13 protein-coding genes are annotated in these 13285 nt (G+C 71.1%); 6 read left to right on the forward strand and 7 right to left on the reverse strand.

Annotated elements, in window-relative coordinates; translation table 11 throughout:
• Positions 1–9: 9 nt before the first annotated feature.
• Genes DEJ50_RS20930 through DEJ50_RS20945 form a run of 4 tightly spaced genes read left to right on the forward strand, consistent with a single transcriptional unit; the run spans position 10 to position 3623 of the window.
• Complete coding sequence (locus tag DEJ50_RS20930; protein ID WP_150209486.1) at positions 10–1458, forward strand: AI-2E family transporter; 1449 nt, start codon at positions 10–12, stop codon at positions 1456–1458.
• The gene (locus tag DEJ50_RS20935) at positions 1442–2182 is read left to right on the forward strand and encodes a hypothetical protein (protein WP_150209487.1); all 741 of its coding nucleotides are present in this window, start codon (positions 1442–1444) and stop codon (positions 2180–2182) included. Before DEJ50_RS20930 ends, DEJ50_RS20935 begins: the two co-directional genes overlap by 17 nt.
• Positions 2179–2883 (forward strand): hypothetical protein, encoded by a 705-nt coding sequence (locus DEJ50_RS20940; protein ID WP_150209488.1) that lies wholly within the window; start codon positions 2179–2181, stop codon positions 2881–2883. Before DEJ50_RS20935 ends, DEJ50_RS20940 begins: the two co-directional genes overlap by 4 nt.
• A 23-nt stretch (positions 2884–2906) precedes the next feature.
• Positions 2907–3623 carry a hypothetical protein gene (locus DEJ50_RS20945; RefSeq protein WP_150209489.1) on the forward strand — a complete coding sequence of 239 codons (717 nt, stop codon included), beginning with the start codon at positions 2907–2909 and terminating at the stop codon, positions 3621–3623.
• 74 nt (positions 3624–3697) lie between these two features.
• Here the strand turns inward: DEJ50_RS20945 and DEJ50_RS20950 are convergent, their stop codons facing one another.
• Positions 3698–4234 carry an alkyl hydroperoxide reductase gene (locus DEJ50_RS20950; protein ID WP_150209490.1) on the reverse strand — a complete coding sequence of 179 codons (537 nt, stop codon included), beginning with the start codon at positions 4232–4234 and terminating at the stop codon, positions 3698–3700.
• A gap of 3 nt (positions 4235–4237) precedes the next feature.
• Positions 4238–4792, reverse strand: coding sequence for a peroxiredoxin (locus tag DEJ50_RS20955; protein WP_150209491.1), 555 nt, complete (start codon positions 4790–4792; stop codon positions 4238–4240).
• 135 nt (positions 4793–4927) lie between these two features.
• Here DEJ50_RS20955 and DEJ50_RS20960 point away from each other — a divergent pair, with 135 nt between their 5' ends.
• Positions 4928–5875, forward strand: a complete 948-nt coding sequence (locus DEJ50_RS20960) for a hydrogen peroxide-inducible genes activator (RefSeq protein WP_150209492.1) — start codon at positions 4928–4930, stop codon at positions 5873–5875.
• A gap of 24 nt (positions 5876–5899) precedes the next feature.
• Here the strand turns inward: DEJ50_RS20960 and DEJ50_RS20965 are convergent, their stop codons facing one another.
• From DEJ50_RS20965 to DEJ50_RS20985, 5 genes are all read right to left on the reverse strand, one after another.
• On the reverse strand, positions 5900–8230 hold the full coding sequence (locus tag DEJ50_RS20965) for an ABC transporter permease (protein WP_150209493.1): 2331 nt from the start codon (positions 8228–8230) through the stop codon (positions 5900–5902).
• A complete protein-coding gene (locus DEJ50_RS20970) occupies positions 8227–8913 on the reverse strand; it encodes an ABC transporter ATP-binding protein (protein WP_150209494.1) in 687 nt (228 codons plus the stop codon). Before DEJ50_RS20970 ends, DEJ50_RS20965 begins: the two co-directional genes overlap by 4 nt.
• Positions 8910–9434: a PadR family transcriptional regulator gene (locus tag DEJ50_RS20975; RefSeq protein ID WP_150209495.1), complete on the reverse strand. Its 525-nt coding sequence runs from the start codon at positions 9432–9434 to the stop codon at positions 8910–8912. The genes DEJ50_RS20970 and DEJ50_RS20975 overlap by 4 nt, the downstream gene beginning before the upstream one ends.
• A gap of 110 nt (positions 9435–9544) precedes the next feature.
• A complete protein-coding gene (locus tag DEJ50_RS20980) occupies positions 9545–9805 on the reverse strand; it encodes a hypothetical protein (RefSeq protein WP_150209496.1) in 261 nt (86 codons plus the stop codon).
• Entirely contained in the window at positions 9802–10755 is a 954-nt protein-coding gene (locus tag DEJ50_RS20985) for an SPFH domain-containing protein (protein ID WP_190344597.1), read from the reverse strand. Before DEJ50_RS20985 ends, DEJ50_RS20980 begins: the two co-directional genes overlap by 4 nt.
• Before the next feature lie 232 nt (positions 10756–10987).
• On the opposite strand from DEJ50_RS20985, the gene DEJ50_RS20990 reads away from it, so the two are divergent.
• Positions 10988–13255: a transglycosylase domain-containing protein gene (locus DEJ50_RS20990; protein ID WP_150209497.1), complete on the forward strand. Its 2268-nt coding sequence runs from the start codon at positions 10988–10990 to the stop codon at positions 13253–13255.
• The last annotated feature ends 30 nt before the right edge of the window (positions 13256–13285 follow it).

A 13285-nucleotide genomic window follows, 5' to 3' on the forward strand; every position in this document is an offset into this window, starting at 1 on the left:
AGGAACGAGATGGCGAAGAGAGCAGGCTGGCTGGGCCGGCTCGGCAACAAGCTGAACCGGATGGAGGCCCGTCTGAACCAACGGCGTGCCGAAGTCGAGGCCGAGTCCATGGGCGAGCCGGCCCCGGCCGCCACCGGTCAGGCCGCCGGACCGGCACCGGAGGCGGCACCGACCGCTGCCGCGGCGCCGGCACCGGTCCCCGCACCGGCATTGGCGCCGGTGGCGCCGGTGCCCGCAGCCGCCGGAGTCGCCCCGACCGTCATCGCAGCGGCTCCCGAGGCCCACCCCGGCCAGGTCCCCGCCCGCCCCGAACCGGCCGCCATGGTCCCCTGGGGCATAAGGGTGGCCGCCGAGGCGAGCTGGCGGCTGCTGCTGCTCGCCGGCATGCTCTGGGTGCTGATGAAGGTGATCAGCGAGGTGCGGCTGGTGGTCCTGGCCTTCGCCGCCGCCCTGCTCATCACCGCCATGCTCCAGCCCTTCGTGGTCCGGCTGCGCCGGGCCGGCCTGCCGCGCGGCCTGGCCACCGCGGTCACCGCGGTCCTCGGCTTCGTGATCATCGGTCTGGTCGGCTGGTTCGTGGTCTGGCAGGTCATGGAGAACCTGGACGACCTCTCCGACCGGGTCAAGGACGGCATCAACGAGCTCAAGCTGTGGGCCCTGGACAGCCCGTTCCACGTCACCGAGAAGCAGATCAACGACATCGCGAAGAACCTCACCGAGACGATCGGCTCCAATACGGACCAGATCACCTCCGCCGGTCTGCAGGGCGTCACGGTGATGGTCGAGGTGCTGACGGGCATCCTGCTCGCCATGTTCTCCACCCTCTTCCTGCTGTACGACGGGAAGCGGATCTGGCAGTGGGTGCTGGGCCTGGTCCCGGCGGTCGCCCGCCCCGGGGTCGCGGGCGCCGGCCCGCGCGCCTGGCGCACCCTGACCGCGTATGTGCGGGGGACGGTGATCGTCGCCCTGATCGACGCCATCTTCATCGGCCTCGGCATCTACTTCCTGGACGTGCCGATGGCGGTGCCGCTGGCCGTGTTCATCTTCCTGTTCGCCTTCATCCCGCTGGTCGGTGCCGTCATCTCCGGCGCGCTCGCCGTGGTGGTGGCCCTGGTGACCCAGGGGGTGTTCACAGCGCTGATGGTGCTCATCGTCGTCCTCGCCGTGCAGCAGATCGAGGGGCATGTGCTGCAACCGTTCATCCTGGGCCGGGCGGTGCGGGTCCATCCGCTCGCCGTGGTGCTCTCGGTGGCGGCCGGCGGAATGATCGCCGGCATCGGCGGCGCGGTGGTCGCCGTGCCGCTGGTCGCCGTGACCAACACGGTCGTCGGATACCTGAGGGTGCACTCCCACGAGCGCGAGATGCGCGTCGGTCCGGCACCGCACGGAGCCACGGCCTACGCCGTGGCCGCCGCCACCGACCAGGGGGAGAGCAGGCCGGGTGATCAGCGAACCTGAGCTGGAGGGCAGTTCGGAGTTCCCGGAGCATCCGGCGGATGCCCCGGACACCATGGCGGCGGGGGAACAGCGCCGGAGCCGCCCGGTCTGGCAACCGGTCCTCGCCGGGGCGCTGGCCGCCTCCGTGCTGTGGGCGGGCGGGCTGCTCCTCGTACCGGACCGCGACCGGCGGCCACCGATCCGGTACGAGAACCCGGCCGCGCTGTGCGAGAAGGTCCGGGCCGAGGCCCTGACCCGGCTGGTGGGCAACCTGCGCCCGCAGGCGCGCGAGGACGAACGGCTGCACGAGACCGTGGACGTGGCCTGGTGTGCGCTGGGTACGCTGCCGACGCCGGAACAGGAAGCGGGCGGACAGCCGTACCTCTCCTACGAGGTGACGTTCACGCTGGAACTGCACAAGAAGGCCGATCCGGCGGTGGAGTTCGACGCGGGACTGGAGGCCGAGCCCTTCGAGCCGGGGGGCGGGGCGGCGGAAGTGGCGGGCCTCGGTGAGCGGGCCCTGATGTACGGGTCCGGGCCCGGCGGCGGTCCCCGGCTGAAGGTCCTGGACGGCGGTGCCGTGTTCACCCTGGAGACGGACTGGTACGTGTCCGGAAACGACTGGGACGATGGTGCGAAGCTGCCGCCGGATCCGGAGGAACAGGCCGTCCAGGCGGCGATGATCAACGACATGCGCGCGGCTGTCGCGGCGCTCCGTACCGGGCCCAGGGGGGACGGGACATGATCAGCGAGCCTGAACTCGACGGCGGGTGGGAGGACCCCCGCCCGCCAGACCAGCCGTCCGACGGGCCCGGCCCGGGGCCCGGGGCGGCCCGGCCGCCGGCCCGGCCCTGGCGGTGGGCGCTGGGCGGCGTCCTGGCGAGCTCGGTGCTGTGGGCGGGCGGGCTGTACGCGGTCGTCACGGACCGGCAGGCCGCGCCCGAGATGGCGTACCGGCTCCCGGAGAACCTGTGCCAGACGTTCCAGGCACAGGCCCTGACCCGGATCGCGGGACCGCTGCACCGGAGCACTCCCGAACACCGCGAGGCCACGCACCCGGTGCTGGACCAGGCCGTCTGCATGCTGTCGGACCGGGCCCGGGAGAGGGCCGGCCTGAGCTACTTCGTGACCGCGCAGGTCGCCCTCCACAAGAAGACCGACCCCGCGGCCGAGTTCGAGGTCGAGCCGCTGCTGTACGAGGACTCCCCGGAGCCGTCGCGGGTGCCGGACCTGGGCGAGCAGGCGCTGATGCTGGTCTCGGACGCCGGTGACGTGGTGCAGCTGAAGGTGCGGGACGGCGGGGCGGTGGTCCGGCTGGCGGTCTCGGCCACCGACTTCGGTGACCGGCCACCTGACGGAGAACCCGAACGGATGGACGCAACGGCCGTACAGGCGGCTTTGATCGAGGACATGCGCGCGCTGCTGGCGGCGCTGAGGAAGCACTGAGGCAGTGAAAACAGGGGGCGGACGTGATCACGGATCCGGAGCTGGACGCGGCATGGGAGCAGGAGCGGGCACCGGAGGCACCGGACGTGGTGGAGCCCGCGGCTCCGCGTGAGCGGCGTCGGTATCCCGGTTGGCTCTGGGCCCTGGGCGGGGTGCTGGCCGCCTCGACGGTGTGGGCGGGCGGGCTGTACGCGTACGGGGACGAACTGGCGGCGCCGGACGTGGCGTACGAGGCGCCGGAGAAGCTGTGCGACAGGTTCAAGGCGTCCGCGCTGACCGCGGCCGTGCCCGGACTGCAGACGGGGCAGGCCGCGCGGGAGAGCAATGCGGCGCTGGACTGGGCGGTGTGCGTACTTGCCGTCCGCGGCGTGGAGACCGGGGCCGGTGACCGGATCCGCTACCACGGCGCCGCCGAGATCGAGGTGCACAGGAAGGTCGATCCCGGGGTCGAGTTCGGCCTGGGCGGCCCCGGCTGGAGGTTCGCCGGCTGGGAAGCGGCGACCGTATCCGGCCTGGGCGAGCGCGCGGTCATGTACACCGACCAGGCCGGGCGTATGCCTGCTCTGCAGGTGGTGGACGGCGGCGCCGTCCTGACCCTGTGGTTGAGCGGCGCCGATCGCGTCGACAAGAACGGGGTCCCGACGGGCGAGGTCGTCACCGACACCCTCGACTACGAGGCGGTCAAGTACGCCCTGATCGAGGACATGCGGAAACTGATGGCCGCCGCCCGCAAGGACTGAACGCGAAGGACCGAACGCGAAGGGGCCCCGCCGGATGGCGGGGCCCCTGGTGCGCGTGGGCGCGGACTGGCGGACTACTCGGCGGCGAGGGCCGCCTCCGCGTCCAGGGTGACCGCGACGGCCTGGATCACCGAGGCGATCTTGAAGGCCTCCTGGATGGTGTCCCGGTCCACACCGGCCTTGCGGAGCACCTGCTCGTGCGAGTCCAGGCACTGGCCGCAGCCGTTGATCGCGGAGACCGCGAGCGACCACAGCTCGAAGTCGACCTTCTCCACACCCGGGTTGCCGATGACGTTCATCCGCAGCCCGGCCCGCAGGGTGCCGTACTCCGGGTCGGAGAGCAGGTGGCGGGTGCGGTAGAAGACGTTGTTCATCGCCATGACCGCGGCGGCGGACTTGGCGGCGGTGTACGCCTCCGGCGACAGGTTCGCCTTCGCCTCCGGCTCCAGCTCACGCAGGACGATCGGCGAGCGGGCGGCGATCGCGCAGGACAGCACGGTGCCCCAGAGCTGCTGCTGCGGCAGGTCGCTGTTGCCGATGACCGAACCGAGGTTCAGCTTCAGGTCCTTGGCGAAGTCCGGTATGGCGGACTTGAGGGCGTCGAGGGACATGCGTCACTCACCGGCCAGCAGCGCGCCGGCGTCGAGGGTGTCCTCGCCCTTGGTCCAGTTGCAGGGGCACAGCTCGTCGGTCTGCAGGGCGTCGAGGACCCGCAGGACCTCCTTGGGGTTACGGCCCACGGAACCGGCGGTCACCATCGAGAACTGGATCTCGTTGTTCTGGTCGACGATGAAGACGGCGCGCTGCGCGAAGCCGTCCTCGCCCTGCACGCCACAGGCCTGCATGAGCTCGTGCTTGGAGTCGGCCAGCATCGGGAAGGGCAGGTCGCGCAGGTCGGCGTGGTCCTTGCGCCAGGCGTGGTGGACGAACTCGGAGTCGCCGGAGACGCCGAGGATCTGCGCGTCACGGTCGAGGAACTCGTCGTTCAGCTTGCCGAAGGCGGCGATCTCGGTCGGGCAGACGAAGGTGAAGTCCTTCGGCCAGAAGAACACCACGCGCCACTGACCCTCGTGGGTCTTGTGGTCGATCTGCGCGAACTCCTTGCCGGCCTCCAGCGAGACGCAGGCCGTCAGATCGTAGGTGGGGAACTTGTCACCGACAGTGAGCACGTGCTCTCCTTGCGGAATGGAAAACTACCCTTTTGGGGGTTTTCCTAGGGGGTTGGACTGATCTCACATGCTGGCACAGCTGCATTGATTACAGAAATAGCTACTCTTGTCCCGGTCGATCGGAGGTACCTATCAGTGGTCATCGGTAACAGGGGAGGGAAGCAGCCCACCCTGGCGCAGCTCCGCGCCTTCGCCGCGGTCGCCGAGCACCTGCACTTCCGGGACGCCGCCGCGGCCATCGGCATGAGCCAGCCCGCCCTCTCCGGGGCGGTCTCCGCCCTGGAGGAGGCCCTCGGGGTCCAGCTGCTGGAGCGCACCACCCGCAAGGTGCTGCTGTCCCCGGCCGGTGAGCGGATCGCCGCCCGGGCCAGGGTGGTCCTCGATGCGATGGGCGGACTGCTGGAGGAGGCCGAAGCGGTCCGGGCCCCCTTCACCGGGGTGCTCCGCCTCGGGGTGATCCCCACCGTGGCGCCCTACCTCCTGCCCACCGTCCTGGGGCTGTTCCACCGGCGCTGGCCGGGCATGGAACTCCAGGTCCACGAGGAGCAGACCGCCTCGCTGCTGGACGGGCTGGCCGGCGGACGCCTCGACCTGCTGCTGCTCGCCGTCCCGCTGGGGGTGCCCCAGGTGACCGAAATCCCCGTCTTCGACGAGGACTTCGTCCTGCTCGCACCCCGGGAGCACCCGCTCGCCGGCCGCCGTGACATCCCCCGTGAGGAGCTCCGCGGGCTGCATCTGCTGCTGCTCGACGAGGGGCACTGCCTGCGCGACCAGGCCCTGGACATCTGCCGGGAGGCCGGCCGCACCGACGGCGCCGCCGTCACCACCACCGCCGCCGGGCTCTCCACCCTGGTCCAACTGGTCGCCGGGGGCCTGGGGGTGACCCTGCTGCCGCGGACCGCGCTGCGGCTGGAGACCACCCGTAATGAGTACCTGGCCACCGGGTACTTCGCCGAACCCGCGCCCTCCCGGCGGATCGCCCTGGCCATGCGGACCGGAACCGCCCGGGCCGAGGAGTTCCGGGCGGTCGCGGCGGCGCTGCGCGAGGCCGTACGGCCGCTTCCGGTGTGGCCCGCGGAGTAGGTCCCGCGGGCCGCACCGGCCGGCTCACTCGGTGCGCAGCCCGTCCGGCCGCATCATCCGCAGCAGCGGCGGCAGGCTGACCAGGGTCACCGCGGTCACCACCCCGGCGCCGATGCCGGTCATGGTGAGCACCGGAGTCCAGCGCACCCCGATCGGATAGCCGGTCATGCCGAGCAGCAGCAGGCCCAGGCCGATGCCGGCCGCCGCGGCCAGGACCAGCCCCACGCCGATCGGCAGGACCGCCTGCCACAGCACCGACAGCGCCAGCGTGGAACGGCGGGTGCCGAAGGCGACCAGCGAGGCCAGCAGCTTCCGCCGTTCCCGCAGCTGCTCCAGCTGGGAGACCAGCAGGCTGGTGCCGATCAGAGCCAGCACCCCGGCCGCGCCGAAGTAGATGCCGGTCTGCACCGATGCGTAGCTGCTGTCCGTCCGGGTCTCCCGCAGGCTCAGCGCGTGGGCGAACGGGTCGGCCTTGAACACCGCCGTGCGGACGTGCTCCATCGCGTCCCCGTCGGAAGTGTCGGTCATGACGCCGATGGAGGCGTGCACAAAGCCCGGGAGCTCCCGCGGGACGGCCGAGGGGGTCACCAGCAGTCCGGAAGAAGAGCCGCCGGTCGGGTGGGTGCCGCCGTGGACCGTGCGGAGGTTCGCGGGAACGGTCCACTCGACGGGCCGGGGAGCCTGCGGTCCGGCCGTCGTGACCCGGCCGAGGAACAGCTTGTCGCCCGCCCGGGCGGTGGGCATGTCGCTTCCGGCGGCCACCTGGAAGACATCGCCCTCCGTGCAGGAGTCGATGGCGGCGAGTTCCTTCAGGGCGGCACAGCCGCCGATGGTGACGTCCAGCAGATCGCCGCCGCCGGCCGGCTGCCGGGAGGCACTGGTGCTGCGCAGCGGAACGGCCCGGGTGACGCCCGGGGACTGCTCCAGCTTCCGCGCCAGCTCGTCCGCCAGCTCGCCCTTGTCCGTGAACACCACGGCGGTGGCGCGGGCCGGGTCGTGGCCGGTGTCCTCGATGAAGTCGCCCCGGGAGCCGATGAACAGCATCTGCAGGGCGATGGCCCCGGCGACCGCGACCGCGACCCCGCTGACCAGCCGGGCCGCCGTACCGCTGTTGACCTGGAGCCGGCGTACCGCCAGCTGCCAGGCGACCGGCCCGCCGGACAGCCCGCGTACCAGCCGCTCCAGCAGCCAGGGCAGCAGGGCGGTCATCCCGACCAGCAGCAGCACCACACCGGCGGACACCAGCCACTGGTTGAACTCGCCGTTGTCGCTGCCCTGTCCGAGCATCGGGAGGAGCAGACCGACACCGGCGAACGGGAGCAGCAGCCGCCACCACACCCGCCGCGCGGACGGCCTGGCGGTGCGTACGACGCCCAGCGGCTCGATGGTCACCCCGCGCAGCGCGAACAGGGTCACCAGCACGGCCGCGGCCGGCACCAGCAGCGCGACCAGCGCGGCCAGCGCGGGACTCGGGGTGAGGTCGTGCGGGAAGAAGCTGCGCTGGCGCAGATCCATGTTGCCGACGACCTCGCGCCCCAGGAAGAACAGCCCCACGCCCATGGCCAGTCCGGCCAGGGCCCCGGCCAGCGCCTCGCCCGCGGCGATCCGGCGGATCATCCGGGCGTCGGCGCCCACCAGGCGCAGCGCGGCCAGCCGGCGGTCGCGCCGCTCGCTGCCGAACCGGACGGCGGCGGCGATGAACACGGCGACCGGCAGCAGCAGGGCCAGCAGGGTCATCAGGACGAGCAGCAGCAGGACCGGGGAGGTCGCCGGCTGCTCGAGGTCGATGGCGTAGTGGTCGATCCGCTTGATCCGGTACTGGCCGAACTCGCCGCCGTCGGCCTTCTTCAGGTCGTGGCCGGTGTAGAAGTACAGCTCGTGCGGGCCGATCAGGCCCGCATCGCCGATGATCTGGGTGACCTTCCCGTCCAGCCGCTCCCGGAGCAGTGCGCCCTCCGCGGACTTCAGCAGCCGGTCCAGGGCGGGGGAGACGGCCAGTTCGCCCGGTGCGGGGAGCGTCTTCAGGCCCGGCGGGACCGGGGCGTCGGGGCCTTCCGGTTTCACCAGTACGCCGCCGATGTCCCTGCCGTGGTACGTCTGGTTGGCCGTGGCCACCATCAGGGTGTCGGGGCCGGGCTGCGGCAGGTCCTGTGCGTTGTACAGGCCGCGTGCGTCGCCCCGGGCGTCGCGGGCCGCGAAGGCGTTGGGCAGCGAGGTGGTGATCAGCAGCAGCGCGACGCCGATCCCGACGCCCAGGCCGGTGAGCAGGGTGCGGGTCCAGCCCTCGCGGCCCCCGCCGAAGGCGAACCGGGCGCCCATGGCGAGGTCCCGCCCCCAGGTGCGGAGCGCGCTCATACGATCCGCTCCATATCGCGGGACCTGCCGTCGCGGACCACGATCTCGCGGTCGGAGTAGGCGGCCACCCGGGTCTCGTGGGTGACCAGGACCACGGCGGCGTTGGCGGACCGGGCGGCCTCGGTGAGCAGCTGCATCACCAGTTCGCCGTTGAGGGAGTCCAGGGCCCCGGTGGGCTCGTCGGCGAAGACCACGCGCGGGGCGGTGACCAGGGCGCGGGCCACGGCGACCCGCTGGCCCTGACCGCCGGACACCTCGCCGGGCCGCTTGTCCTGCACCTCGGCGACCTGGAGGCGGTCCATCCACTCCAGTGCGGTGGCCTCGGCCTGCCGGCGCCGGGTGCCGGCCAGGCGGAGCGGCAGGGCGACGTTCTCCAGACAGGTCAACTCGGGGACGAGCTGGCCGAACTGGAAGACGAAGCCGAACTCGGTGCGGCGCAGGGCGCTGCGCTCGGCATCGCTCATGGCGGTCAGCTCGCGGCCGGCGTAGGTGATGGTCCCGGAGTCGGGGGTGACGATGCCGGCGAGGCAGTGCAGCAGGGTCGACTTGCCGGAGCCGGAGGGGCCCATCACGGCGACGACCTCGCCGGGGTGGATGGAGAACTCGGCGCCGTCGAGCGCGTGCGTGGGTCCGTAGGACTTGCGCAGGGCGGAGGCGGTGAGCAGGGAACCCGTGGGGGTCATCGGCGGACCTCCTTCGCGAGCGGTTCGAGGCGCGCGGCGGTGAGTTCCAGCCAGCGCAGGTCGGCCTCGAGGTGGAACAGGGCGTGGTCGCAGACGAGCTGGTCGGCGAGGTCGCCCTTGCGCTTGCGGGTGGTGAGGATGCGCATCAGGCGCAGGTGCTCGGCCCGCTGGGTGTCCAGCAGCTCGGCGGCGCTGCGGCCGGTGAGGAGCGCGAGGACCACCTTGGTGTAGAGGGTGGACTGGAGGTAGGGCTCGGGCTTTTCGGGCTGGGCGAGCCACTGCTCGACATCGGTGATGCCGGCGTCGGTGATGGCGTACCGCTTGCGTTCCGGACCGCCGCCGGCCTCGATGCCGTCGACCTCGACGAGGCCGTTCTTCAGGAGGCGGGACATGGTCGAGTAGACCTGCCCGTAGGCGAGCGGCTTGTCGTGGCCGAACTTCTCGTCGAAGGCGCGCTTGAGGTCGTAGCCGTGGCGGGGACCGGCCTCGAGGAGGCCCAGGAGGGTGTGACCGATGGACATGGCCCGACTATACACCGCATGTATACGCACGATGTATAGCTGCGGTGTATAGCCGCGATGGAGGGCTGCGGTGTACAGCCGGGCTCATGGCCGCGGGGTGAGGGTGGCGGTCAGGACTCCGGGCCGGTTTTCGGCGGCCGGCCGCGGCGCGGGATCGGGCCGGGGGTGGAGGGCAGCCGCCCCGCCTCCGCGAGGGCCCGGCGGAGCAGGAACTCGATCTGGGCGTTGGCGCTGCGCAGTTCCTCGCCCGCCCAGCGGGCGAGGGCGTCGTACACCTGCGGGTCCAGCCGCAGCAGCACCTGCTTGCGGGCCTGCCGGGCGGCCTGCCGGGCCGGTTTCGGCTCGGGGGGCTCCTGCGCGGGCGGGGTCACTGGTACAGGGTGCCCGTGTTGACGACGGGCTGGGCGGCGCGGTCCCCGCACAGGACCACCATCAGGTTCGAGACCATCGCGGCCTTGCGCTCCGGGTCCAGGTCCACGATGTCCTCCTCCGACAGGCGGGTCAGGGCCAGCTCGACCATGCCCACCGCGCCCTCGACGATCTGCTTGCGGGCCGCCACCACGGCGCCGGCCTGCTGGCGCTGGAGCATCGCCGAGGCGATCTCCGGAGCGTACGCGAGATGCGTGAAGCGGGACTCGATGATCTGCACACCGGCCGCGTCGACCCGGGCGTGCAGCTCCGCCGCCAGCTTCTCGGTGATTTCCTCGGCGTTCTCGCGGAGCGACAGGCCGTCCTCGTCATGCGCGTCGTAGGGGTACTCGATGGCGATGTGCCGGACCGCGGCCTCGGTCTGGGTCTCCACGAACTCGGTGAAGTCCTCCACCTCGAACACCGCCCGCGCGGTGTCCTGGACCTTCCACACCACGACCGCGGCCAGCTCGATCGGGTTGCCGTAGGCGTCGTTGACCTTCAGGACGGCCGTCTCGTGGTTGCGGACCCGGGTCGAGATCTTCTCCCGCGAGGTCAGCGGGTTCACCCAGCGCAGTCCGTCGGTGCGGATCGTGCCCCGGTAGCGGCCGAACAGCTGGACCACCCGGGCCTGGCCGGGTTCCACCATGTTCAGCCCGCTCATCGCGAGGATCGCGCCGAAGAACACCAGGATGCCCAGCGGGATCAGGGTGGCCTTGGCGGCGGTGGCCGAGGCGAGGATGCCGAGGACCAGCAGGCCCACCCCCGCGAGTACGCCGACCAGTCCGACCAGCAGGGCCAGTCCGCCGCCGACGCTGTGCGCGGGGTACTCCCGTACCTGCGGCTCGGGCATGGTCGAGGCCGCGTTCGCGGACGCACGGGCTTCGGTCGTGTCGGTCACGTCATCGGTCATGGTTCGCCCCGTTTCGATCGGTCGGACGGGCTGCGCAGCCCTAGCAAAGTGATATCACTTTATCCGAAGACCGCAACCCTGGCCCCCTCCTGTGCGTCGGTTCCATCGGAGTGGGTGCTGATTCTCACGTCCGGATTAGGCGGTATCGGTCGATATCCAATGACCTATGTCCATTCCTGCGGTGTTAGTTTTCGGAGCTGACGTCGGGGGGTAATCGAGCGGAGCGGGAGCGATGGGCCGAGCAGAGGCGCGCAAAGCGCAGAAGCAGCGCGGCGCGCGGCGCGCGGCGAAGGGCGCCGGCAAGGCGGGCAAGAAGAGCGGCATACGACGGCTCTTCACCTGGAAGAAGATCCTCGGCACGTTCTTCGGGCTGGTCCTGCTCTGCATGGCCGCCCTCGTCGCGCTCTACTACTCGGTGGAAGAGCCCAAGAACGCCAACGCCGACGCGATCCTCCAGAGCAACGTCTACAAGTACGCCGACGGCAGCGTGATGACGCGCACCGGCGAGAAGAACCGCGAGATCGTGCCGCTCGACCGCATCCCGAAGGAAGTCCAGACCGCGTTCATCGCCATCGAGAACAAGTCCTTCTACAAGGACCGCGGCATCGACATCATGGGCGTGGCCCGGGGCGCCTTCGTCACCGTCACCGGCCAGGGCAAGGCCGGTGGTTCGACGATCACCCAGCAGTACGTCAAGAACTACTATCTGAACCAGGATCAGACGGCGACCCGCAAGCTCAAGGAACTGGTGATCTCCCTCAAGGTCGACCAGCGGATGGAGAAGGACGACATCCTCGCCGGCTACCTCAACACCAGCTACTTCGGCCGCGGCGCGTACGGCATCCAGGCCGCCTCCCAGGCCTACTACGGCGTCGACGTCTCCAAGCTGAACCTGGAACAGGGCGCCTACCTCGCCGCCCTCCTCCAGGCACCCAGCCAGTACGACTGGGCGACCGCCGGTCCGGAGAGCAAGCGGCGGGTCATGATCCGCTTCAACGGCGTGCTCTCCAACATGGTCGAGATGGGCGCCCTCGACGAGGCCCGGCGCCAGACGCTGAAGTTCCAGGAGCCGATCAAGCCCAAGCCGGCCCCCGGCACCGAGGGCCAGAAGGGCTACCTGCTCGAAGCCGCCGACGCCGAGCTCCGCAAGCAGGGCCTGACCGACGACCAGATCAAGGCCGGCGGCTGGACGATCACCCTCAACATCGACCCCAAGAAGCAGAAGGCGCTGGAGAAGGCCGTCCAGGACGAGCTGGAGTCCAAGCTCGACCGCAAGGACACCAAGAAGCGCCCGATCGACCAGTACGTCCAGGCCGGCGCCACCTCCGTGGACCCCAAGACCGGCGCCATCGTCGCCATGTACGGCGGCACCGGCCAGGCCGACAAGTGGTCCAGCAACGCCCTGCGCACCGACTTCCAGCCGGGCTCCACCTTCAAGCCGGTCGTGCTCGCCTCCGCACTGGAGACCAAGGCCACCACCCAGGACGGCAAGCCGATCACCCCGAACACGATCTACAACGGCGACAGCCGGATTCCGATCGTCGGCGCCAGCGAGCCCTTCGCCCCGCAGAACCAGGAGAACAAGAGCTACGGCCCGATCACCGTCCAGGAGGCCACGAACTTCTCGGTGAACTCCGCCTACGCCCAGATGTTCGTGGACGCCCGCCCGGCCGCCGTGAAGAAGACCGCCCTGGAGCTCGGCATGGCCGACCGCGAGGGCTGGCCCACGGAATCGCCGGCCATGTCGCTCGGCACCATGAGCGCCAACACCGTCGAGATGGCCGGCGTCTACGCCACCTTCGACCGGCACGGCAAGAAGATCACCCCGTCGATCGTGAAGTCGGCGAAGCACGCGACCCGCGAGTACCGGCCGATGCAGCCCGTCGGCGGCCAGGTGATCAGCAGCGAGACCGCCGACACCGTCACCAAGGTGCTCACCGGAGTGGTCAAGGACGGATCCGGCAAGACCGTCCGCAGCAGCGCCTACGAGGCCGCCGCCAAGACCGGTACCACCGAGTCCAACGTGGCCGCCTGGTTCACCGCGTACACCCCGGAACTGGTCACCGTGGTCGCGATGTTCGGCGAGGAGCCGGGCACCGGCAAGCAGAAGACCCTCACCGGTACCGCCGGCGGCGGCCGGGCCGGCGGCTCCAGCTTCCCCGCGGACATCTGGCGGGCCTACACCCTGGCCGCCCTCGAGGGCGTCGACACGGGCAAGTTCGAGCTGGACGACGCGGAGATGGGCGAGCCGGCCACCCCGCCGAGCCGCAGCACCTCCCCGTCCAACTCGGCCAGCCGTACGCCGGAGAACAGCCCGAGCACCCGCTCCCCGCAGACGGGCAGCCCGGACCCGAGCGGCTCCACGACCCGGCCCGACCCGACGCGCAGCAGCTCCTCCAAGCCGCCGTCGCCGCCGTCGCCGCCCGGGCCGACGAAGTCCACCCCGACTCCGCCGGACCCCGACCCGACGGACACGGCCATCAAGCCGCCCAACCCGTAAACACCACCGCCCGGCAGCTCTTCAGCTGCC

The organism is Streptomyces venezuelae (genome assembly GCF_008642295.1).
GTDB classification, from domain to species: domain Bacteria; phylum Actinomycetota; class Actinomycetes; order Streptomycetales; family Streptomycetaceae; genus Streptomyces; species Streptomyces venezuelae_C.

Bases quoted from the DNA above. Each gene is read 5' to 3' on its own strand.
- DEJ50_RS20930 (WP_150209486.1), top strand. From the start codon at position 10: ATGGCGAAGAGAGCAGGCTGGCTGGGCCGGCTCGGCAACAAGCTGAAC.
- DEJ50_RS20940 (WP_150209488.1), top strand. From the start codon at position 2,179: ATGATCAGCGAGCCTGAACTCGACGGCGGGTGGGAGGACCCCCGCCCG.
- DEJ50_RS20950 (WP_150209490.1), bottom strand. From the start codon at position 4,234: ATGTCCCTCGACGCCCTCAAGTCCGCCATACCGGACTTCGCCAAGGAC.
- DEJ50_RS20965 (WP_150209493.1), bottom strand. From the start codon at position 8,230: ATGAGCGCGCTCCGCACCTGGGGGCGGGACCTCGCCATGGGCGCCCGG.
- DEJ50_RS20970 (WP_150209494.1), bottom strand. From the start codon at position 8,913: ATGACCCCCACGGGTTCCCTGCTCACCGCCTCCGCCCTGCGCAAGTCC.
- DEJ50_RS20975 (WP_150209495.1), bottom strand. From the start codon at position 9,434: ATGTCCATCGGTCACACCCTCCTGGGCCTCCTCGAGGCCGGTCCCCGC.
- DEJ50_RS20985 (WP_190344597.1), bottom strand. From the start codon at position 10,755: ATGACCGATGACGTGACCGACACGACCGAAGCCCGTGCGTCCGCGAAC.
- DEJ50_RS20990 (WP_150209497.1), top strand. From the start codon at position 10,988: ATGGGCCGAGCAGAGGCGCGCAAAGCGCAGAAGCAGCGCGGCGCGCGG.